The organism is Streptomyces goshikiensis (genome assembly GCF_014650555.1).
GTDB classification, from domain to species: Bacteria; Actinomycetota; Actinomycetes; order Streptomycetales; family Streptomycetaceae; genus Streptomyces; species Streptomyces goshikiensis.
Genome location: NZ_BMVE01000002.1, coordinates 309,327 through 330,599, shown reverse-complemented (window position 1 = coordinate 330,599; position 21,273 = coordinate 309,327). Strand labels below are relative to the sequence as shown.

The 21,273-nt window shown below is 74.6% G+C and carries 21 protein-coding genes; 12 read left to right on the top strand and 9 right to left on the bottom strand.

What is annotated here, in order from left to right; all coding sequences use genetic code 11:
- Positions 1-39: 39 nt before the first annotated feature.
- Positions 40-786, top strand: coding sequence for a hypothetical protein (locus tag IE248_RS06800; RefSeq protein WP_190030171.1), 747 nt, complete (start codon positions 40-42; stop codon positions 784-786).
- On the opposite strand, the gene IE248_RS06795 is transcribed toward IE248_RS06800, so the two are convergent.
- A complete protein-coding gene (locus IE248_RS06795; protein ID WP_190030170.1) occupies positions 773-2,833 on the bottom strand; it encodes a phosphocholine-specific phospholipase C in 2,061 nt (686 codons plus the stop codon). The genes IE248_RS06800 and IE248_RS06795 overlap by 14 nt on opposite strands.
- 261 nt (positions 2,834-3,094) lie before the next feature.
- Between IE248_RS06795 and IE248_RS06790 the strand changes: the two genes are divergently transcribed.
- Positions 3,095-4,321, top strand: a complete 1,227-nt coding sequence (locus IE248_RS06790; protein WP_229895161.1) for an AAA family ATPase — start codon at positions 3,095-3,097, stop codon at positions 4,319-4,321.
- Positions 4,318-5,169 (top strand): DUF7192 family protein, encoded by an 852-nt coding sequence (locus IE248_RS06785; RefSeq protein WP_073796524.1) that lies wholly within the window; start codon positions 4,318-4,320, stop codon positions 5,167-5,169. The genes IE248_RS06790 and IE248_RS06785 overlap by 4 nt, the downstream gene beginning before the upstream one ends.
- A 46-nt stretch (positions 5,170-5,215) precedes the next feature.
- On the opposite strand, the gene msrB is transcribed toward IE248_RS06785, so the two are convergent.
- The 4 genes from msrB to IE248_RS06765 all read right to left on the bottom strand — a co-directional run bounded on the left by msrB (position 5,216) and on the right by IE248_RS06765 (position 8,521).
- The gene (gene msrB / locus IE248_RS06780) at positions 5,216-5,623 is read right to left on the bottom strand and encodes a peptide-methionine (R)-S-oxide reductase MsrB (protein ID WP_008744065.1); all 408 of its coding nucleotides are present in this window, start codon (positions 5,621-5,623) and stop codon (positions 5,216-5,218) included.
- 23 nt (positions 5,624-5,646) lie between these two features.
- Complete coding sequence (murC, locus tag IE248_RS06775; protein ID WP_008744064.1) at positions 5,647-7,044, bottom strand: UDP-N-acetylmuramate--L-alanine ligase; 1,398 nt, start codon at positions 7,042-7,044, stop codon at positions 5,647-5,649.
- 86 nt (positions 7,045-7,130) lie between these two features.
- Positions 7,131-7,598: a hypothetical protein gene (locus tag IE248_RS06770; RefSeq protein WP_037795539.1), complete on the bottom strand. Its 468-nt coding sequence runs from the start codon at positions 7,596-7,598 to the stop codon at positions 7,131-7,133.
- A 134-nt stretch (positions 7,599-7,732) separates the two neighbouring features.
- On the bottom strand, positions 7,733-8,521 hold the full coding sequence (locus tag IE248_RS06765) for a pyrimidine reductase family protein (RefSeq protein WP_073796525.1): 789 nt from the start codon (positions 8,519-8,521) through the stop codon (positions 7,733-7,735).
- Positions 8,522-8,557: 36 nt separating this feature from the next.
- Between IE248_RS06765 and zapE the strand changes: the two genes are divergently transcribed.
- The 5 genes from zapE to IE248_RS06740 all read left to right on the top strand — a co-directional run bounded on the left by zapE (position 8,558) and on the right by IE248_RS06740 (position 13,613).
- Complete coding sequence (gene zapE, locus IE248_RS06760) at positions 8,558-9,664, top strand: cell division protein ZapE (RefSeq protein ID WP_008744061.1); 1,107 nt, start codon at positions 8,558-8,560, stop codon at positions 9,662-9,664.
- Between the two features lie 91 nt (positions 9,665-9,755).
- Positions 9,756-10,181 (top strand): OsmC family protein, encoded by a 426-nt coding sequence (locus IE248_RS06755; protein WP_008744060.1) that lies wholly within the window; start codon positions 9,756-9,758, stop codon positions 10,179-10,181.
- Positions 10,182-10,321: 140 nt separating this feature from the next.
- Positions 10,322-11,668, top strand: coding sequence for an alkaline phosphatase PhoX (locus IE248_RS06750; protein WP_190030169.1), 1,347 nt, complete (start codon positions 10,322-10,324; stop codon positions 11,666-11,668).
- 53 nt (positions 11,669-11,721) lie between these two features.
- A complete protein-coding gene (locus tag IE248_RS06745; RefSeq protein ID WP_190030168.1) occupies positions 11,722-12,663 on the top strand; it encodes a PPK2 family polyphosphate kinase in 942 nt (313 codons plus the stop codon).
- A gap of 17 nt (positions 12,664-12,680) precedes the next feature.
- A complete protein-coding gene (locus IE248_RS06740) occupies positions 12,681-13,613 on the top strand; it encodes a polysaccharide deacetylase family protein (protein ID WP_229895160.1) in 933 nt (310 codons plus the stop codon).
- Between the two features lie 22 nt (positions 13,614-13,635).
- Here IE248_RS06740 and IE248_RS06735 read toward each other — a convergent pair whose 3' ends face one another.
- Genes IE248_RS06735 through IE248_RS06720 form a run of 4 tightly spaced genes read right to left on the bottom strand, consistent with a single transcriptional unit; the run spans position 13,636 to position 16,008 of the window.
- Entirely contained in the window at positions 13,636-13,827 is a 192-nt protein-coding gene (locus IE248_RS06735; RefSeq protein ID WP_100580480.1) for a hypothetical protein, read from the bottom strand.
- 14 nt (positions 13,828-13,841) lie between these two features.
- Positions 13,842-14,480, bottom strand: coding sequence for an ABC transporter (locus IE248_RS06730; protein WP_190030167.1), 639 nt, complete (start codon positions 14,478-14,480; stop codon positions 13,842-13,844).
- On the bottom strand, positions 14,477-15,292 hold the full coding sequence (locus IE248_RS06725; RefSeq protein ID WP_073796532.1) for an ABC transporter ATP-binding protein: 816 nt from the start codon (positions 15,290-15,292) through the stop codon (positions 14,477-14,479). Before IE248_RS06725 ends, IE248_RS06730 begins: the two co-directional genes overlap by 4 nt.
- A gap of 41 nt (positions 15,293-15,333) precedes the next feature.
- Positions 15,334-16,008, bottom strand: a complete 675-nt coding sequence (locus tag IE248_RS06720; protein WP_037798308.1) for an AIM24 family protein — start codon at positions 16,006-16,008, stop codon at positions 15,334-15,336.
- A gap of 95 nt (positions 16,009-16,103) precedes the next feature.
- Here IE248_RS06720 and IE248_RS06715 point away from each other — a divergent pair, with 95 nt between their 5' ends.
- From IE248_RS06715 to IE248_RS06700, 4 genes are all read left to right on the top strand, one after another.
- On the top strand, positions 16,104-16,871 hold the full coding sequence (locus tag IE248_RS06715; RefSeq protein ID WP_229895159.1) for an aminoacyl-tRNA hydrolase: 768 nt from the start codon (positions 16,104-16,106) through the stop codon (positions 16,869-16,871).
- Positions 16,872-16,985: 114 nt separating this feature from the next.
- Positions 16,986-18,329, top strand: a complete 1,344-nt coding sequence (locus IE248_RS06710) for an MbnB/TglH/ChrH family RiPP precursor modification enzyme (protein ID WP_190030166.1) — start codon at positions 16,986-16,988, stop codon at positions 18,327-18,329.
- Complete coding sequence (locus IE248_RS06705; RefSeq protein ID WP_190030165.1) at positions 18,326-19,381, top strand: TIGR04222 domain-containing membrane protein; 1,056 nt, start codon at positions 18,326-18,328, stop codon at positions 19,379-19,381. Before IE248_RS06710 ends, IE248_RS06705 begins: the two co-directional genes overlap by 4 nt.
- 113 nt (positions 19,382-19,494) lie before the next feature.
- Positions 19,495-21,171, top strand: coding sequence for an alpha/beta fold hydrolase (locus tag IE248_RS06700; protein ID WP_229895158.1), 1,677 nt, complete (start codon positions 19,495-19,497; stop codon positions 21,169-21,171).
- Positions 21,172-21,273 lie beyond the last annotated feature (102 nt).

The window sequence follows — 21,273 nt, the reverse complement described above, 5'->3', positions numbered from 1 at the left end:
CCCCCGGGGGCGGCAGCCAGCGGACCTACCATCACACCCGTGAATCCGACATCTGCCGTGGAGTGCGTCCGGGTCCATGACGGGGAGGTTCCGGACGGCCGTCCGCACCACCCCGCGACCTACGAGATCCGCAGGCCGCAGGAGCTTGCGGAGGTGCTCGCCGTCTGGCCCGACGAGCCCGTCGCGGCGCACTCGGACGCCGGGTTCGTCTGCATGTGCTGGGATCCCGCGCACGCGGGTCCGTCCCGGGACGCGCACGACCCCCGGGTCCGCGAACTGCCGGACGCCGTCCGGCCGCAGCCGCTCGCCCGGCTCCTCGACCGGGATTCCCCGGACGGCATCCCGGCCCGGCACCGTGCCCGGTGGGCCGCCGCCGCTCCCGGGGTGCTGCGCGGCTACGCCGAGGCCATGGCCCGCGGCGAGGAGCCGCGGCCTCCGACGGGCATCGCGCTCGCCGCCGCCTTCACCTGGCGGGGCGCCGTCCGGGAGCACCCCCTGGACGCGGCGTCCCTCCTCGCGGAGGTGGCCCCGCTGCGGGTGCTGGCCGCCGCTCCCACGGCGGAGCTGGCCCGGGCGGTGTGCGAGACGGACGGGGACGGCCTGGACGCGGCCGTACGGTTCTTCGCGAGCGAGGAGTTCACCGCCCGCCACCCCAAGCACCGGCGCGTCCCGGACGGCGTCCGCGACGTGCTCCTCCGGTACGCCCGCAGCCGCCGCCCCGGGGACCTTGCGGTTCTGGAGCGGCGGCTGCTGCGTGCACCGGGCGGCCGGGTCAGACGGTCTTGATCGCCGGGTCGGAGATGCCCGGGGCGCCCGTTTCGACGTGGCCCGCGAAGCGGCGGAGGAAGGTGGTGTCCGCGTCGGAGACGACCTTGACGTCGTACCAGCGGCCCGTCTCGCGCAGGTCCGCCGTGTACGTGGCCGTGCCGCCCGCCGCGACGCGGAGGGTCTTGGCGGCGCCGCCGTAGGCGTTGGTCACCGTCAGGTTGACCGCCGACGGGCCGGAGTTGGTCAGCTTCAGGGTCAGGTTGCCGGTGGCCGCGTCGTGGCGGGCGGTGACCTCGGGGCCGGCCTTCTTCGCCGGGCCCTTCCAGGTCCGCAGGAAGCCGTTCGGGCCCCACACCGTGAGGTTGATCTGGTTGCCGGTGGAGGCGCTGGTGCTCCAGGTGTCCGAGAGGGTCTTGCCCGCCTCGACCGTGTAGGGCCAGGGGCCGTCCGTACGGTTGCCCGAGGTGCTGTGGAAGTGCGCGCCGAGGGCCGGGCCGGAGGAGAAGGTCAGGGTGAACTGGCCGGTGGAGGGCGTGGCCTTGCCGTCCGCGTACGGCGCGTAGCCCAGCGCGCGCGTCCGCTTGGAGCCCGCCTCCTGCGCGGGCAGGGTGCCCGTCGCCGGCGGGGTCGGGACGTAGGACGGGTGGGTGTTGTGGTCCGGCGGGACGTAGCCCGCGGTGGACGGGAGGGCCGCGGGCGACGCGTCCGCCCGCTGGAAGTCGAACGCCGAGGTCAGGTCGCCGCAGACCGCGCGGCGCCACGGCGAGATGTTGGGCTCCCGCACCCCGAAGCGCTTCTCCATGAAGCGGATCACCGAGGTGTGGTCGAACGTCTCGGAGCAGACGTAGCCGCCCTTGCTCCACGGGGAGACCACGATCATCGGGACGCGCGGGCCGAGGCCGTACGGGCCGGCCGCGTAGCCGCCGCCCCCGGCGTAGAGGTCCTTCGTGACGTCGGCCGTCGACAGGCCCCACGCGGCGGACGCCGGCGGGTACGGCGGTACGACGTGGTCGAAGAAGCCGTCGTTCTCGTCGTAGGTGATGAAGAAGGCCGTCTTCGCCCACACCGCCGGGTTCGCGGTCAGCGCGTCCAGGACCTGGGAGATGTACCAGGCGCCGAAGTTCGTCGGCCAGTTCGGGTGCTCGCTGAACGCCTCGGGGGCCGCGATCCACGACACCTGGGGCAGCGTGCCGTTCACCACGTCCGCGCGGAGCTTGTCGAAGTAGCCCTCGCCCGCCTTGGCGTTGGTGCCCGTCCGGGCCTTCTCGTACAGGGCGCTGCCCGGCTGGGCATTGCGGTAGTTGTTGAAGTACAGCAGCGAGTTGTCGCCGTAGTTGCCGCGGAAGGCGTCGCTGATCCAGCCCCACGAGCCGGCCGCGTCCAGGCCGTCGCCTATGTCCTGGTAGATCTTCCAGGAGACCCCGGCCGCCTCCAGGCGCTCCGGGTAGGTCTTCCAGCCGTAGCCGGCCTCCTGGTTGCCGAGGACCGGGCCGCCGCCGGTGCCGTCGTTGCCCGTGTGGCCCGTCCACATGTAGTAGCGGTTCGGGTCGGTGGCTCCGATGAAGGAGCAGTGGTAGGCGTCGCAGATGGTGAAGGCGTCGGCGAGGGCGTAGTGGAACGGGATGTCGTTCCGCGTCATGTACGCCATGGTGGTGGCCGTTTTGGCCGGGACCCACTTGTCGTACTTGCCGTTGTTGTAGGCCGCGTGGCCGCCGGCCCAGTCGTGGTTGAGGCCCGCCAGGAACTTCATGCCCAGGTCGTTGACCTGCGGGTTGAAGGGGAGGACGTCCTTCGTCCCGTTGGACTGGTGGAAGACGGACTTGCCGTTGTCCTGGAGGACCGGGCGCGGGTCTCCGAAGCCCCGGACGCCCTTCATCGCGCCGAAGTACTGGTCGAACGAACGGTTCTCCTGCATCAGGACGACGATGTGCTCGATGTCCTGGATCGTCCCGGTGCTGCCCTGCGCCGGAATGGCGGCCGCGCGCGCGATGCTCTCGTTGAGCATCGCGACGGCGGCGGTGCCGCCCGCGATCTGCAGGAACCTGCGGCGGTTGAGTTCTGCCATGGGTGTCGACCTCTGCGGGGTGAGGGGGTGTCGAGGGGCGACCCAAGGACAGCGGTCGCGGGGTACCGGTCGGCATTGCCCGCGTGACACTGCGCCGTACAGCTGGAAAACGGAAGCCCCCGCCGCCGAGGTGGCCCGAACTCTCCCCGCTTCCAGGCCCGGACGCCGCACCGGGCACCGCACCGGGCGCCGGTGGGGGTGACGGGGCCGCTCCGTGGGCATGAATGGCGGACGTCGCCGCGATTCAGGGGGGAGTCCGCGATGCGGGCCAAGGTGAGATCCGAGGTGGAGAGGCTGGCGGGCCGGGTGGCCCAGGACGTGTTCGCCGGCTGGGAGCGGGCGACGCTCTCGCGGGCGGTGGCCGCCGCCCTCGACGCGGAACGCCCCCGGCTCGTACGGGAGGTGGCGGAGCACACCGGCGGGCAGGCCGCGCGGGCGGCGCGGGCCGCCGTGGAGGAGGCGCGGGAGCGCGGGCTGGAGCGGGCCGCGGCCGAGGCCGTCGGGGCGGAGCTGGCCGCGCGGCTCGCGGAGCACGAGGGCCTGGTCCACGCCCTCGCCTCGGACGCGACGGAGGAGGCGCTGCTGGCCGCCCGGCCGGAGCTGCTGCGGACCGTGCGCGAGGAGGTGGCGAAGGCGTACGCCGAGGCCACCCCGGCCGTGATCGAGGTGTCGCTGCCGGGGCGGCGGCCTGTCCGGGTGCGCGCCGCGACCCACCGGGCGCTCCCGGAGCTGCTGACCGCCCTGCACGCGCGGTGCCACGTGCTCCTCGTCGGGCCGGCGGGCACCGGCAAGTCGATGCTGGCCAAGCACGCGGCGGAGGCGCTGGGGCTGGAGCTCCAGGCCTTGTCGCTGGGTCCGACCACCCCGATGAGCAAGGTGTTCGGGTACTTCGACGCGCACGGGCACTACCACGACACCCCGTTCCGGCGGGCGTTCGAGCACGGCGGCCTGATGCTGCTGGACGAGCTGGACAACGGCCATCCGGGGCTGCTCGGCGAGCTCAACCAGGCGCTGGCACTGCGCACCTGCGCGTTCGCCGACGGGATGGTGACCGCGCACGAGGACTTCCGGCTGGTCGCCACGGGCAACACCTACGGCCACGGCAGCGACCACCAGTACGTGGGGCGCCAGGCGCTGGACGCCGCCACGCTGGACCGCTTCGTCGTGATCGACGTGCCGATCGACCAGCGGCTGGAGTACCGGCTGGTGCTGGCGGGCGCCCCTTCCAGGCGGGAGGAGGCCCGGGCGCTGCTGAAGGAGGTGCGGCGGCTGCGCGCGGTGGCCGCCGAGAAGCGGCTGCCGCTGACCTTCTCGCCGCGGGCCGGGATCGACGGCGCCCGGCTGCTCGAAGCGGGCGCGACGGTGGCGCAGGTGCTGGCGTGGCGGGTGACGCGCGGGCTGTCGGCGGCCCACCGCTCGGCGCTGGGGCTGGACGCACCGGAGCGGGAGCGGGAGCCGCAGGACGCGCGGCCGGAGTCCTTCGGATGACGGAGCGGGTGCTGGCGCCCATGCTGTCCTGGCAGGAGTTCCTCGATGCGGCCCGGGCGCCGGAGAGCATCCCGGACGGGGAGGGGCGCCACGGCACGGCCGAGTGGGCGGGGGCGACCTGGGAGGAGGCGCTGCGCCTGGCCGTCGACGGCTGGCACCTGCCGCTCCAGGAGCAGCGGATCACGGTCGGCGCGCTGCGCGAGCGGGCGGGGCTGGGGTCGCCGGTGATGTCGCTGGAGCCGGTGTGGGACGTCACCGGCAGCGAGGTGGACATCGGCGCCTACCTGGCCGGAGAACCGGAGTGCATGGTGGACTCGGTGCCCCGGCAGGTGTCGCGGCGGGGCAAGGTTGTCGCGTTCCTGATCCCGGCGGCGTACTCCCACGAGACGCCGCACGGCTCGGTCCGCAACCGGGGCCTGGCGCTGGCCGCCCTGTGCGCGGCGCTGATCGAGGCCGGGCACGGGGTGGAGATCTGGTCCGGGTTCACGGCCCGGGCCGGGGAGGACGAGGTGTACTCGGGGGTGGCCCGGGTGATCACGCCGGGCGAGCCGCTGGACGTGGGGCGGCTGATCTTCGCCGTGGCCCATCCGGCGATGCTGCGCAGGCTGTGGCTCGCCGTGTGGGACGGGCAGGACGCCGCGACCGCCGCCGCGTTCAAGGCGGCGAGCTACGGCAGGCCCCCGTACACCTGCCGGCCCGGGGACCTGCCCGGCGAGGTCAGGGACCCGTACGTGTTCCCGTACCTGGATCCCGGAGAGGTCCAGTGGGGCGACCTCGACACGGCCCTGTCCTGGTGCCGTGCGATGTTCGCCGAGCTCGGCCTGATCCGGGGCCGGGGGTCTCGGTGAGACCCCCGGGCCGGCCGGGCCGGGCTCGGGCGGGACGGCGGCCGGGTCAGCCCTCGGTGGGGGTGAGCCGCAGCGAGATGGAGTTGATGCAGTAGCGCTGGTCGGTGGGGGTCGGGTAACCCTCACCCTCGAACACGTGACCGAGGTGGGAGCCGCACTTCGCGCAGCGGACCTCGGTACGGACCATGCCGTGCGAGGTGTCCGCGATCAGCTCCACGGCGTCGGTGTCCTTCGGATCGAAGAAGGACGGCCAGCCGCAGTGCGACTCGAACTTCTCCGAGGAGCGGAACAGCTCGGAACCGCAGCCGCGGCAGGAGTAGACGCCCTCCTGCTTGGTGTCCGTGTACTCACCGCGGAAGGCCGGCTCGGTCCCCGCGAGGCGCAGCACCTGGTACTCGGACGGGGTCAGCTCCGCCTGCCACTGCTCGTCCGTCTTCTGAACCTCGTACGACATGACTCTCCCGCTCCCTCTGGCCGTCAGCTCGACAGGCGGGCGAGGATCTGCGGACCGAGGTCCGTGACGTCGCCCGCGCCCATGGTGAGAACGAGATCGCCCGGCTTCGCCATTCCCGCGATCACGTCGGCGACGGCGTCCTTCTCGTGCTCGGCGGTCACGTCGGCGCCGGCGGCGCGCGCCGAGGCGATGATGATCTCGCTGGTGATGCCGGGGATCGGGTCCTCGCGGGCCGGGTAGATGTCCAGGACCAGCGCCGCGTCGGCGAGGGCGAGGGCCTGGCCCATCTCCTTGCCGAGCTCCTGGGTGCGGGAGAACAGGTGCGGCTGGAAGACGACCAGGATGCGGGAGTCCCCGGCGGCGCCGCGGATCGCCTCCAGGTCGGCGCTCATCTCGGTCGGGTGGTGCGCGTAGGAGTCGATGACCTGTACGCCGGCCGCCTCGCCCTTGAGCTGGAGGCGGCGCTTGACCCCGGTGTACTTGCCGAGGGCGGAGGCCAGGTTGTGCGCCGGGATGCCGAGCGCGACACCGGCCGCGAGGGCGGCGACGGCGTTGTGCGCGTAGTGGCGGCCGGGGACCGAGACGGTGAAGGTGAGCATCCGGCCGTCGATGACCACGGTGACCTCGCTGGTCAGACCGCGCGGGGTGATCTTCGTGATCCGGACGTCGGCGGCCTCTTCCTCACCGTACGTGACGACGCGCAGCCCCTCGTTCCCGGCGACCCGGGCGGCGATCTCGGCGGCGCCCGCCTGGCCGTGGGCGACGACCAGGGTGCCGCCGGGGACGACCTTGGCGACGAAGGTCTCGAACGACTCGTAGATCTCCTCCATCGACGCGTAGTTCGCGTGGTGGTCGAGCTCCGCGTTCAGGATGATCGCGACCTGCGGGGTGTACTTGTGGAAGCTGCGGTCGCTCTCGTCCGCCTCGGCCACGAAGATGTCGCCCTCGCCGTGGTGGGCGTTGGAGCCGGGGGCGTCCAGGTCGCCGCCGATGGCGTACGAGGGGTCCAGGCCCAGGGCCGAGAGGGACACCGCCAGCATCGAGGTGGTGGTGGTCTTGCCGTGCGTACCGGCGACGGCGATCGGGCGCAGGCCGTCCATCAGGCCCGCGAGGGCGTCGGAGCGGTGCACCACGGGGATGCCGAGCTCGGCGGCGCGGGCCAGCTCCGGGTTGTCGGAGCGGATGGCGCTGGAGACGACCACGCAGGTGGAGTCGGCGGCGAGGTGAGCGGCGGCGTGGCCGATGTGGACCGTGGCGCCGTGGGCGCGCAGCGCCTGGGCGGTCTCGGAGTCACGGGCGTCACTGCCGGCGACCTTCGCGCCGCGCTGGGCGAGGATCTTCGCGATGCCGGACATACCGGCGCCGCCGATGCCGATGAAGTGCGGGCGTTCCATGGCGGTCGGCAGGCCGGGCGGCGTCATACGGGTTCTCCCCCAGGTGCGGGTCGGTACGTCGGAAAAGTGTCGCGGTCTTGCTCGGCACCCGGGTGGGGGTGTCGGACGTCAGCCTATTCGTTGTGGGCGAAGAGCTTGAGCACCGGAACGCCGACCTTGTGCCGCGCCCTGGAGGCCCAGTCCCGGTGGAAGAACTCCTCCACGAAGTGCGGGGCGGTCAGAACGATCACTTCGTCGGCGCTCGTCTCCTCGACGACGGTCTTGAGTCTGTCGAGGGGATGCTGCTCGATGATCTGCCCGACGGCCGTGGCGCCCTTCTTGCGCAGGGCGGCCAGGGAGTGCTCCAGGGCCTGCTCAGCGGGGCCGCGGGCGGCCTCGCCCTCCGGTTCGTCGCGCTCGTGGAGGGCCTCGGGCAGTTCGCCGAGCGCTACGTCGTCGATGGCGCGCAGCAGTCGGTCCTGGTCGCCCCGGGGCCGCATGAGGACGACGAAGGAGACCGGGTCGTCTCCGTGGAGGGTGGTGACGAAGTCCACGTCGACCGGGGTGAGCGGCTGCTCGATCATCAATACGCTCGTGAACACGGACGCCCTCTCCTTCATGGGCCGAGGCCGGTCGGCCGGCCCCTGCGGAAACCATCCTGCCCCGCTGTCGCACGGGGCCGCGCAGGTATATGTGCCCAGCGGAAGCTAAGCGGAACGGCGAATTCCGCCGCTTCTCAGATCCGACGGTAGCTCGTGAAGAGGAACCCGGCCTCTTCCAGTACGGAGGCGGCCGCCAGCCGGTGCGGTACGGCGACGGAGGGGCCCCCGGAGATGCGCTGGGCGTCCCCCGCCGTGAGCATCGGGGAGATCGTCAGGCACAGCTCGTCGAGCGCGTCGGCGGCCACGAACTGGCCCAGCAGCCGGGGCCCGCCCTCGGTGAGCTGGCGCCGCATGCCCCGCAGCGCGAGCTCCCGTACGGCCCGGGCGGGATCCACGGCGGCCCCCTCCCCGGCGACGACCACCTCGGCCCCGGCCGCGGTGGCGGCGGCCACCCGGTCGGAGGGGGCGGCGGAGCCGGTGATGACCAGGGTGGGGACGAGCGGGCTGGTGTACAGCGGCAGCGAGAAGTCCAGGTCCATGCTGGCGGTGATCACCGCGATGGCGGGGGCGGGGCCCTGGCCCGCGGCCTCGCGGCGGGCCGCGAAGTCCGCCCGGGCCCGGGCCGGGCGGTAGCCCTCCTGGCGAACCGTTTCCGCACCGACGACCACCACATCGGCCAGGGCCCGCAGGGTTCCGAAGATCCGCATGTCGCTCTCGCCGGAGATGGGCTGCGAGCGCCCCTCGTGCTGGGCGGCCCCGTCCAGGGTGGAGACCATGTTCGCCCGCAGCCAGTGGGCGTCCTCGGAGAGCGGGGGGTACGCGTAGGCCTCCGCGAGCTCGTCCAGCGACCACTCCCGGTCGTCCTGGGGCGCGGGGGGCTGGGTCGCCGATGTCTGATCGGTCACAGGGAACAGGCGTCGCATCGGTGCAGTCTGACACGCCCCGTAGAGTTAAGGGCTGTGTCAACCTCTCTCTCGACCTCTGGTCCCGCCGGTGGGCAGCCGCCGATAGCCGACGCGGGCCCGCTCGCCCTGTGCGCCCGCGCGCCGCACGTGCCCGCCGAGCGCCTGGTCGCGGAGATGGTGCCGCCGCCGCGTTTCGACTCGGTGCGCTTCGACACGTACGACCCGGACCCCACCCAGCCGAGCCAGGCCGAGGCCGTCACCGTGCTGAGCGGCTTCGCGGCCGGTCTGGGCGGGGCGCACGCGAGCGGCTCCGGCAAGCGGCGCTGGTTCGGCCGCAAGCCCGCGGCCCCGGCGGCCGGCCCGCGCGGGGTGTACCTCGACGGCGGCTACGGCGTCGGCAAGACCCACCTGCTGGCCTCCCTGTGGCACGCCACCCCGGCGGAGCCCGCGCTGAAGGCCTTCGGCACCTTCGTGGAGCTGACCAACCTCGTCGGCGCACTCGGCTTCCAGCAGACCGTGCGGACCCTCGGCGAGCACCGGCTGCTGTGCATCGACGAGTTCGAGCTGGACGACCCGGGCGACACCGTGCTGGTGTCCTCGCTGCTGAGCCGGCTGGTCGAGCAGGGCGTGGCGCTCGCCGCGACCTCCAACACGCTGCCCGGCAAGCTCGGTGAGGGCCGCTTCGCCGCCGCCGACTTCCTCCGCGAGATCCAGGGCCTGTCGGCGCACTTCCGGCCGCTGCGCATCGACGGCCAGGACTACCGCCACCGCGGCCTGCCCGAGGCCCCGGCCCCGTTCTCGGACGAGCAGGTCGCCAAGGCCGCGTACGCGACCCCGGGCGCGAGCCTGGACGACTTCCCCGGCCTGCTGGAGCACCTCGCCCAGGTGCACCCGAGCCGCTACGGGGCCCTGACGGACGGGATATCCGCCGTCTGCCTGACGGACGTCGGCCCCGTCCCGGACCAGTCGACGGCGCTGCGGCTGGTCGTCCTGGCGGACCGGCTGTACGACCGCGAGGTGCCGGTGCTGGCGTCGGGGGTCCCCTTCGACCGGCTGTTCAGTGAAGAGATGCTGAACGGCGGCTACCGCAAGAAGTACTTCCGCGCCATATCGCGGCTCACCGCGCTGGCGCGCGACGCGAAGCCGCTGGTGTCCCAGTAGGTTTGGGGACGCCGGGCCGATCGCCCGTACGGATCCGCAGGGTTCCGGTACGGGCGGCCCGGTCGTTGCCACTTCTGCGAAGGGATCCACCATGGCCACCACGCGTACCGCCCACACCGACTGGCAGGGCAACCTCCTCAAGGGCGCCGGCGTCGTCACCCTCGACTCCTCCGGCCAGGGCTCGTTCGACGTCTCCTGGCCCTCGCGCGCCGAGGCCGCGAACGGCAAGACCAGCCCGGAGGAGCTGATCGCCGCCGCGCACTCCAGCTGCTACTCGATGGCCCTCTCGCACGGCCTGGACGGCGCCGGCACCCCTCCCACCCGGGTGGAGACCAAGGCCGACGTCACCTTCCAGCCCGGTGAGGGCATCACCGGCATCCACCTGACGGTGCGCGCCGAGGTCCCCGGCCTGGACGCCGAGGGCTTCGCCGCGGCCGCCGAGGACGCCAAGAAGAACTGCCCGGTCAGCCAGGCCCTGACGGGTACGACGATCACGCTCTCCGCCGAGCTGATCTGACCCGGCCGGCCGCCGGTCGCGCCGCCACCCACCCGGTGGGGTGACGGCGCGGCAGGTGTGACCGCGTCGGGGGCGCGGGCGCGGGGACACGTGATACCACGGCCCGGTCACACGTCCTGCGCCAGTGCTGGGAGTTGCCGATGTCCGTGACCCGACGCAGCCTGCTCGCCGCCGCCGGCGTCACCTTCGGCGGGGCGCTCGGCGCGCTGTTCACGGGAACGGCCGGCGCCGCGCCGGTCACCCGGGGGTACGGGCCGCTGCTGCCCGACCCGGACCGGCTGCTCGATCTGCCCGCGGGTTTCTCGTACCGGGTGCTCTCCCGGGCCGGCGCCCCGCTGCGCTCCGGTGAGGGCGCCGTCCCCGCCAACTGCGACGGCATGGCCGCCTTCCGCGCGCCCGGCCGCGGCGTCCGCCTCGTCCGCAACCACGAGAACCGCGTCACCGCCCCCCTGCGGGTGCCCGCCGTCGAGGGGCTGACGTACGACCCCCGGGCCCTCGGCGGCTGCACCCTCCTCGAACTGGACGCCACCGGCCGGGTCACCGCCGAGCGCGTCGCCCTCGCCGGGACCGCCGTCAACTGCGCGGGGGGCCGCACCCCCTGGAACACCTGGCTCAGCTGCGAGGAGACCGAGGACCGCGCGGGCGGCGAGGCCGGGTACGCCGAGGACCACGGGTACGTCTTCGAGGTGGACCCCGCCGACCCGTACCGCTTGGGCGCCGTCCCCCTCACCGCGATGGGCCGGTTCGCGCACGAGGCCGTCGCCGTCGATCCGTACCGCGGGGTCGTCTACGAGACCGAGGACGCCTTCGTCAAGCCCTTCGGTCTGTTCTACCGCTTCCTCCCGGCCCGCCCGCTGGGCGGGCCCGGTTCGCTCCGGGCCGGGGGCGCGCTGGAGGCCCTGCGCGTCCCCGGGGTGCCGGACCTGTCCGTGGTCGCCGAGCCCGGGGCGGAGTTCCCGGTGGAGTGGGTCCCCGTACCCGACCCCTCGGCCGCCGGGACCCCCATCCGCTTCCAGGACTTCGGCCCGGGCGGGATCACCCACGCCCAGAAGCTGGAGGGCTGCTACTGGGGCGACGGCGGCGTCCACTTCGTCTCCAGTTACGCCCGCGGCGGCGAGGGCGCGGGCGCCGACCACCACGGGCAGGTGTGGTTCCACGACCCTCGGCGCGGCACGGTCCGGCTGGACGTGCTCTTCGGCCCAGCCACCGACGTCCAGCTGCCCGGGGACTCCCCCGACAACATCTGCCTGGCCCCGGACGGCGGCCTGATGGTGTGCGAGGACGGCGGCGGGGCGCAGTACGTGTTCGGCGTGACCCGGGGCGGCGAGGTCTACCCGGTGGCCCGCAACGCCGACGACATCGGCGTGCCCGGGGCCCCCGCGTGGGGCGAGTTCGCGGGGGTCACCTTCTCCCCCGACCGGCGGACGATGTACGTCAACGCCTACTCCCCCGGCACCACCTTCGCGGTCACCGGCCCCTGGCACTGAGCTCCCGTCGCGGCGCCGTCCGATCCGTAGCAGGATCGGGGGAACCGACCCGGATGGGGGCTGCGGTGGCCAAGGACGAGCGCGGGAAGCACGGCGGGAAGCACGGCAAGGGGCACGGCGGGAAGCGCGGCGGGAAGCACCGCGACGCGGCGCCGCGGCCGCCGCTGCGCGAGCTGTTGCGGGTACCGGCGGGCGAGCGGCTGGACCTGCGCCGCTTCGACCCCGCCGGGATCCCCGCCGGCCCCGCCCGCAAGGCGGCCGGGGCCGAAGCGCTCGCCCGGATGGCGGAGCCCCTCGCCTCCCTCCAGGACCGGCTCTTCGCCGCGAGCACCGCGGGCGACCGCCGCCGGGTGCTCCTCGTCCTCCAGGGCATGGACACCAGCGGCAAGGGCGGCGCGGTCAAGCGCGTGACCGGCCCGCTCAACCCCGCGGGCTGCCGGATCAGGGCCTTCAAGGCGCCCACGGACGAGGAGCGGTCGCACCCCTTCCTGTGGCGGATCGCCCGCGCCCTCCCGAAGCCGGGCGAGATCGGCGTCTTCGACCGCTCGCACTACGAGGACGTGCTGATCGCCCGGGTCCGCGAACTGGTGTCCCGCAGCGAGGTGAACCACCGCTACGCGCAGATCAACCGGTTCGAGGAGTCCCTCGCGCGGGACGGGGTGACCGTGGTGAAGGTCTTCCTCCACATCAGCTACGAGAAGCAGCGCGAGCGGCTCCTGCGAAGGCTGGACGACCCTTCCAAGCACTGGAAGTTCGCCCCGTCCGACATCGACGAGCGGGCGCTGTGGCCCGCGTACCAGGAGGCCTACGAGCTGGCGCTGGAGCGGTGCTCCACGGACGCCGCGCCGTGGTTCGTCGTCCCCGCGGACCGCAAGTGGTACCGCGACTGGGCCGTCGCCACCCTGCTGCGGGAGCACCTGGAGCTCATCGGTCCGCGGTACCCGGAGGCCGGGTTCGACGTGGAGGAGTGCCGTGCCCGTCTGATTGCCACATAGTCATATATTTTGCGTAGGTGACCTCTTCCCTGCGCAAAGCGGCGGCCGCGGCCGTCCTCAGTGGCGCCCTCGGCGCCGTCCTCGCCGGCTGCGGGGGCGGCGCCGGTCCCTCGAACGGCGGCGCCGGCCAGGCCCGGCTCGGCGCGTCCGCCACCCCCTCGGCCTCCGCCTCCGCGTCGGCCCGGGCCTCCGCACCCGCCCCCGCCGCCGGAGCGGCCTCCGCGCTCCCGAGGGCCGGCGCCCCCGGCAAGGCCCCGACGCTGGCCCCCGGCCCGGGCGGCCTGACCCCGGTCTTCGAGCGGGCCAGGCAGAAGACCGAGAAGACCGTCGCCCTGACCTTCGACGCGGACATGACCTCCGATCAGGGACCGCGCGCGGCGGGCGGGGAGCACTTCGACAACCCCCAGCTGATCGACACGCTGCGGGCGCTCAAGGTGCCCTCGACGGTCTTCATGACGGGCCGCTGGGCCGAGGAGTACCCGGACCAGGCCAAAGCCATCGGCACCGACCCGAACTTCGAGATCGCCAACCACTCGTACAGCCACCACGCCTTCAAGTCCCCCTGCTACGGGCTCCCCACGCTCGACGGCGCCGCCGCCCGGGCCGACGTGGACCGGGCCTTCGACGCCTTCCGCAAGGCGGGCGCGGTCAACACCGTCCCGTACTTCCGCTTCCCCGGCGGCTGCTACGACGACCAGGCGCTGCGGGCCCTGTCCACGGCCAAGGTCACGGCGGTGCAGTGGGACGTGGTCAGCGGGGACGCCTTCGCGAAGGACCCGGACGCGGTGGCCGAGCAGGTCCTGGCCGGGGTGAAGCCGGGCTCGCTGGTGGTCATGCACTGCACCCGCAGCGCGGCGCCCGTCACCGAGGAGGCCATCCGCGCGATCGTCCCGGAGCTGCGCAAGCGCGGCTACCGCTTCGTGAAGGTCTCCGAGCTCATGGGCACCTAGGGCCTGTCTTTGGGATCGGGCCCTAGCCCGAGCAGGCGGTGCGCTGGGCTTCCTGCCACTCGCAGACCGGGCACAGCACCACGCCGGGGGTCCGGACCCCGTACTCGGTGGGCTTGCCGCACTCCAGGCAGTCCGCGTACGGCGGTCCCGCCACGACGCGGGCGGGCGCCGCCGGCGCGGGGCAGTACGACTCGGTCGGCTCGCACTGGTCCATGCCCCCGAGCGTACTCACCCCCGCCGCGCGGCGGCCAGGCAGGCGGCCGCGCCCGCCGCGCAGGCCAGCGCCGCCGCGCCCGCCAGCGCTCCCAGCGGGAGCGCCACCGAGCCCCCCACCAGCCCGCTGACCGCCACCCGGGCCGGCGAGCCCGCCGTGACCAGGGCCAGCAGGCTGCCGAGGCCCGCCGCCGCGACCGCGTACCCGGGGGCCCTCAGCAGCGGCCGGGCGCACAGCGCGCCCACGGCCGCGCCCGTCAGCGCGCACACCAGCACCGACGCGGCCCCCGCCAGGGCGGCGGTCGGGAGCCGCGGCCCCTCGCGGGCGCCGAGCAGCAGCACCGCGACGGCGCCGAGGCCCCCCGCGCCGGCGCCCCAGCCCAGCCCGGTGAGCAGGGCCGCCGCGTGCACCCGTACCGGGCCCGCCGCGGCGGCCGCGCAGTCCCGCGCCGCGTCGGGTTCGACCGAGAGGCAGGTCCGCACCAGCCAGGCCGTCACCGGGACCAGCGCGGCGGCCGAGTAGCCCAGCGAGTCCGGTACGGGATCCCCGGGGCGGAACCCGACGGCGAGGAAGGCGGCGTACAGCAGCACCGGCGCGAGCCAGCGCTGCGAGCGCAGCAACAGCGCGCCCTGATAGCGCAGCAGAGCGGTCACGGCAGGTCACTCACGTTCCGGATGTGCCAGGCAGGGTGTGCGGTGAGCAGTTCGCGCAGCACCGCGTCGGACCGGCCGGCGGGCACGGTCAGGCGGAATCCGCCGGCGGGCAGGGGCTCGGCCGCCAGGCCGGGGGGCGGGACGGCGCCGGGCGGTCCGGCGGCCTCGATCCGCACGCGGGGCCCGGGCCCGGCGCCCGGCCGTACGGGTTCCAACGCGCCCCCCTCGACCCGGTAGTGGCGGTCGGGTGCCCCGGCGAGCCGCGCCGGGTCGTGGTCCACGAACAGCACCGTGCCCCCGGCGGCGGTCCGCTCGGCCACGGCCCGGTCCAGCTCGGCGCGCGCGGGCACGTCGAGCCCGGTCCACGCCTCGTCGAGGACGAGCAGCCCCGGTCCGGCGAGCAGGGCCTGGGCGACGGCCACCTTCTGGCTGGTCCCCTTGGACAGTTCGGCCAGCGGGGTGCGGGCGTGCCCGGCCGCGCCGAACCGCTCCAGCCACTGCGCCGCCCGGCGCGCGGCCTCGGCGCGCGTCAGCCCGTGGACCCGGCCCAGGTGGCCGAGGTAGGCCTGCGCGGTGAGCGGCAGGGCGGCCGGGAAGCGCTCGGGGACGTATGCGGTGCGGCGCGGGCGGCCGGTGATGCTTCCCTCGGTCGGGGTGTCGATGCCGGCCACGAGCCGCAGCAGCGTGGACTTGCCGCCGCCGTTGCGTCCTTCGACGCGGACGAGCGCGCCGGGCGGCAGCTCCAGCGAGACCCCGCGCAGCACCCAGGGTCCCCGCACGCCGTAGCGGCGTCCCACGGCGTCCAGTCGCATGGCGTCCCGTCGCACGGCCGTCGTCTTCGGTGGGGTCCTGTTCAGTGCGCGGCCGCGGTTTCCGTCAGCTCGCTCGGGCGGACGATGACGAAGCCCTCGCCGCGCAGCATCAGCTGGACGGCCTCGCCCGAGCCGCCGCGGATCATCGAGCCGACGGACTGCGAGCGGTGCAGGCCCGTCTCCAGCTGGGCGCTCCAGCCGACGACCGCGTCCGTGTCCACGTAGACCGGGTTCTGGGCGGTGACCGGGATGATGATCGGGTGGCCGTCGCAGACCACGGCGAGCTTGCCGGTGCCGGTGAAGACGCTGTTGAAGAGGCCCCCGCCGGTCATGCCGGCGCCCTTCACCATCTTTATCTCGTAGGACAGGGTCGGGTCGAAGCAGAGCACGTTGCGGCCGTTGATGGTCAGGGCGTCGCCGGGCTCGAAGTCGATGATGAAGCAGTTGCCGGCCTGGTGCGCGAACCATGCGTCGCCCTGCCCGCGTACGGACATCAGCGCCAGGCCCTCGCCGGTGACGGCGCGCTTGAGCATGCCGCCTATGCCCTGGCCCTTGCGCTCGAACTGGAGGTTGCCGCGGAAGGCGACCATCGAGCCCTGACGGGCCAGCATTTCACCGTTGACGGTGTACTTCACGGACTTGGCGTTCTGCAGGGTCATGCCCGGGGCGGCGGACGGCTGGGCGAGGTGCTCGGACGCGAAAAGATCACTCTTCATGGGTTCGATCCTCGCCCGGCCCGAACCCCCTCGGCATCATCCTGAAGGGGGAGGCTGGCATCCTTTGCGAGGATGAACAGCGGCATGAGCAGGGGATGAACAGCGCGATGAGCAGCCCGGACACGCACCACGACGACAGCACCCCGGTACCCGCCGCGGGCGCGGAGCACCCGCCGCGGCCGCAGCGGTCCGCCCGCGACGAGGCACCGCAGTTCGTGCTCCCCCTGGTCGTCCGGATCGAGAAGGCCGAACCCCCGGCCCGTACCGACGCGCTGGAGACGGCGGCCCGCGCGGTGCTGGTGCTGCTGAGCGACGAGCGGGCGCTCGGCGAGGGCGAATGGGCCGGGGCGGTCCGCGACTGGCAGGACGCGCGGATCCGCAAGGTGGTCCGGCGGGCGCGCGGCGCGGAGTGGCGCAAGGCCGAGACCCTGCCGGGTGTCACGGTGCACGGTGACGCGGCGGAGGTACGGGTGTTCCCGCCGGTCCCGCTCGACGGGTGGCCGAAGGAACTGGCCAAGCTCCAGGTCTCGGGGACCGACCTCGACGACCCGGAGCCGGTCGCTCCGGCGCCGGACGGGATCGCGGTGCTGTGGCTGAACCCGGATCTGGAGATGTCCGCCGGCAAGGCGATGGCCCAGGCCGGGCACGCGGCCCAGCTGGCGTGGTGGGAGCTGACCGCCGCGGAGCGGACCGCCTGGCAGGATTCCGGTTTCCGGCTGGCCGTACGGACGGCCCCGCGCGAGCGGTGGGCGCGGCTGAGCGGGAGCGGTCTGCCGGTCGTACGGGACGCCGGTTTCACGGAGATCGCGCCCGGCAGCGCCACGGTGGTCTCGGACCATCCGGCGCTGCGGGCCCGGCTGTGAGGGCGGGACCTCCGGAACCTCAAATGTTCCTCTGAACGTCCGGCGGCGGTGGTTGGCCCGCCCCGGCCGTGGCGATGACATGGGCACACGGACCGATGAGGGGGGCGAGGGGACATGAAGCCCATGGCACACCTGGGGGTGGGCATCGGCTGGCGGCCGGAGATCGCGGACGCCGTGGAGCGGCTGCCGGGGCTGGACTGGGTCGAGGTCGTGGCCGAGAACATCTGCCCGGGCCATCTGCCGGCTTCGCTGCTGCGGCTGCGCGAGCGCGGTGTCCGGGTCGTACCGCACGGCGTCTCGCTGGGCCTCGGCGGCGCGCACCGGCCCGACCCGGAGAAGCTGGCCGCGCTCGGCGAGCGGGCGGTGGCGCTGGGGGCGCCGCTGGTCACCGAGCACATCGCGTTCGTACGGACCACGACGCCCGCGCCGGCCTTGGAGGCGGGGCACCTGCTGCCGGTGCCGCGGACCCGGGACGCGCTGGACGTGCTGTGCGAGAACGTGCGGATCGCGCAGGACGCGCTGCCGGTGCCGCTGGCGCTGGAGAACATCGCCGCGCTGATCTCGTGGCCCGGGGAGGAGATGACGGAGGGCCGGTTCCTGTCGGAGCTGGTCGAGCGCACCGGGGTGCGGCTGCTGATCGACGTGGCGAACCTGCACACGAACCGGGTGAACCGGGGCGAGGACCCGGCCGCCGTACTGGACGCGATCCCGCTGGAGGCGCTGGCGTACGTGCACGTCGCGGGCGGGTTCGAGCGGGACGGCGTGTGGCACGACACCCACGCGCACCCCGTGCCGGGCGTGGTGCTGGACGTACTCGCGCAGCTGCGGCGGCGGGTGGACCCGCCGGGCGTGCTGCTGGAGCGGGACGACGACTTCCCGCCGGAGGGCGAGCTCGCCGGGGAACTGGAGGCGATCCGGGGCGTGCTGGACCCCGCGGGATCCCGTCCTTCCGCCTCCCTCCGCACCCCTTCCCGGCATTCCGCGCCGGAGCCCGCGCCGGACCCCATACCGGACGCCGCGCCGGTGCCCGCGGCGGACCCCGTGCCGGACGCCGCGCGGACCCGGGTCGGGCTGGCGCAGGCCGCGCTGTTGTCCGCGCTGGTGGCGGGGACGCCGGTGCCCGAGGGCTTCGACCGGCAGCGGATCCGGGTGCAGTCGCGGTCGCTGGCCGCCAAGCGGGCCGGGGTCGTGGCCAAGGTGGCGCCGGAGCTCCCCGGCATCCTGGGCGGCGAGAAGGCGTACCGCGAGGCGTTCCTCGCGTACGCCCGCAACCGCCCCATGACCGGCGGATACCGCCGCGACGCGCTGGACTTCGCCGAGCACCTGCTGATCCGGGAGCTGCCGGCCGACCCCTCCGACCGGCGCCGGCTCACCGCCTGGTGGCAGGAGCGGGCCGGGACGCGCCCGGCCCGCCGGATCGTGCGCTGGGCCCGGGCCCTGGTGGGGAGAGCGGCATGAACCTCCTCGCCTGGGCGGTCTGGATCGCCGTCATCACCTCCACGGTGCTGCTGCTGCGCGGCCTGCGCCGCTCCCGGCCCGCGCCGGGCGGCCCCGCGCACCCACCGCTCGACCTGTCCGAGGCCGCCTTCATGGCGGGCGGCCCCGGCGCCGTGGTCGACGCCGCGCTCGTCTCCCTGCTGGGCGACCAGCGGATGGTGGCCGGCGGCCCGGGCATCGTGCAGGTGCGGCCCGGGGCGCGGGCCGTGGACGTCGCGGAGCGCGCCGTCCTCCAGGCGTACGCGAACGCGCCGTCGGGCTGGCTCTACCAGGTGCGGTACGCGGCCATGACCGACCCCGCGATCCAGGAGATCGGGGACGCGCTCGCCGAGCGCGGGCTGATCAGCCCGCCCGGCGCCGCGCGGCGGTGGCGGCGCTGGGGTCTGGCCCAGGCCGTGCTGTGCGGGGCGCTGCTGCCGGTCTCGCTGGTGCTGACCTTCGTCGGGTTCGCGCTGGAGCCCGGGTTCCAGCTGCCGTTCCTCGTCAAGGTGTTCCCCGTGCTGATCGGCGGGCTCGTCGTGGGCGTCGCCGCCGCCGCGCGGGCCAAGCGGCGGATCACCCCGGCGGGGCGGACGGCGCTGCGCGCGATGCGGGCCACCCATCTGACGGACCAGACCCCGCACGTGCAGACGGCCCTGTTCGGGCTGCGGGGGCTGCGTGACCCGTACCTGCGCGAGCAGCTGGTGCCGGCCGCCCGCAGCACCCGGCTGGCGGCGGCCCAGGCCGGGCAGCGCCGCTCCGCCGGTTCCCCGGGCTCCCGTTCCTCGTGGGGGTCGTCCTCCGCCGACGCGCTGCCGGTCGTGTGGTGCGCGAGCGTCGACGGCGGGTCCGGCGGCGGCTCCAGCGGCTGCGGCGGGAGCTCCGGCTGCGGCGGGAGCTCCGGCTCCGGCTGTGGTTCGTCGGGCTCCGGCTGCGGGTCTTCGGGGTCCAGCTGCGGCTCCTCCTCCAGCAGTTGCTCCAGCGGTGGTTCGAGCTGCGGATCGTCGAGCTCCAGCTGCTCCAGCAGTTCCTGACCCGTCCGCGCTACGGCAACGGGGGCAATCACGGACGACACCCGGCGGTGCTCCTTGGCCGGGAGGCGGCCCCGGAATCTCATCGGACCAGCCGATGAGATGAAGGGGCCGCCATGCGGATGCCGCTCGTACGCCCCGCCGTCGCCGCGACGGCCCTCGCCTTCGCCCTGACCCTCACCCTCGCCCCGGCGGCCCCGGCGGCTCCGGCTCCGGCGCCGGCCCCCGCCACCGCGGTCGCGGCCGAGAACGCCGGGGCCGAGCGCGTCGCCCGCCGCGTCGCGGCCGGTCACCGGGCGCTCGACTTCCGGAGCTGCCCCGCCGCCGAGGGGCTGGCCGCCCCCGTCCGGTGCGCCGCCCTGCGCGTCCCGCTCGACTACGCCCGGCCCGACGGACCGCAGATCTCCCTCACCGTCAGCCGGGTCGGCGCCACCCGCGAGGGCCGCGCCGCCCGCCAGGGCTCCCTCGTCTTCAACCCCGGCGGACCGGGCGCCTCCGGCATGTACTTCCCGCTGCTCGCCGACCGCCCCGCCTGGCGCCGCGTCGCCGCCGCCTACGACCTCGTCGGCTACGCCCCGCGCGGCGTCGGCCGCTCCGCCCCGCTGTCCTGCCAGGACCCGGCGGGCCGCCCCAAGGCCCCCACCCAGGTCCCGGCGGACCCCTCGGCCGCGTACAAGAGGGAGCGCGTCGCCGCCGCCCGGGCCTACGCCCGCGGCTGCGCGCGAAGGGGCGGCGCGGCCCTCCCGTACTACACGACCCTCAACAACGCCCGGGACCTGCACGTGCTGCGCGCCGCGCTCGGCGAGCGGGAGCTGACCTTCGTGGGCGCCTCCTACGGCACCTACCTCGGGGCGGTGTACGCCACGCTCTACCCCGGCCACGTGCGCCGGATGGTCTTCGACTCCGCGGTCGACCCGGACCCGCGGCACGTCTGGTACCGCGACAACCTCGCCCAGGCGGCGGGGTTCGAGCGCCGCTGGTACGACTTCCGCGCCTGGGCGGCCCGGCACCACGCCACGTACCGCCTCGGTGCCACCCCGGCCGCCGTGCGGGCCAGTCACGAGCGCGTCCGGGCGGCGGTGGCCCGCACTCCGGCGGGCGGGGTGGCCGGCACCGGCGAACTGCGGGCGGCCGCCCTCCGGGCCGCGTACTCCGACGAGGTCTGGCCGGAGCTGGCGGCTGCCCTGAGCGCCTTCCTGGACGGCGATCCGGCCCCGCTGGCCGCCCTGGCCGGGCCCGACCCGGACCCGGTGGTGGCGGCGCGCGCGGCGGCCGAGGCCGAGAACGCCACGGCGCTCTACACGGCGGTGCTGTGCAACGACGCCCCCTGGCCGGCCGACTGGGAGACCTGGGACCGCGACCACACCGAACTGGCCCGCCGGGCGCCCCTGGAGACCTGGGCGAACGCCTTCCTGAACCTGCCGTGCGCGTACTGGCCGGTGGCCCAGCGGCTGCGGCAGCGCCCGGTCGACGTGGGCTCGCGGGCGACTCCCCTGCCACCGACGCTGATCGTCGCGGCGGAGCGGGACGGCGCGACCCCGTACCCGGGTGCGCTGGAGCTGAGGCGGCGGCTGGGCGGAGCGGCCGCGCTGGTCACGGAGGCCGGTGCCGGCGCCCACGGAGTGGCCGGCGGACGCAACGACTGCGTGGACCGGCACGTGGAGCGGTACATCCTGACCGGTGACACCCCCAAGGGGAGTGTCACGTGTGCGCCGCATCCGGAGCCCGCACCGGTGTCGCTGGACGACCGGGCAGCGGGCACCCGCAGGGTGCCGCTGCCGCCAGTCGTCTGAACTTCCGGGCGGGATCTCCGGCTGCGTCGTTTCGGGGGCAAGGCCTCCCGATCCACCGGAAGCCCCTCCTCAGTCACGAGAGCGGTCTTCCGGTCCTTCCCC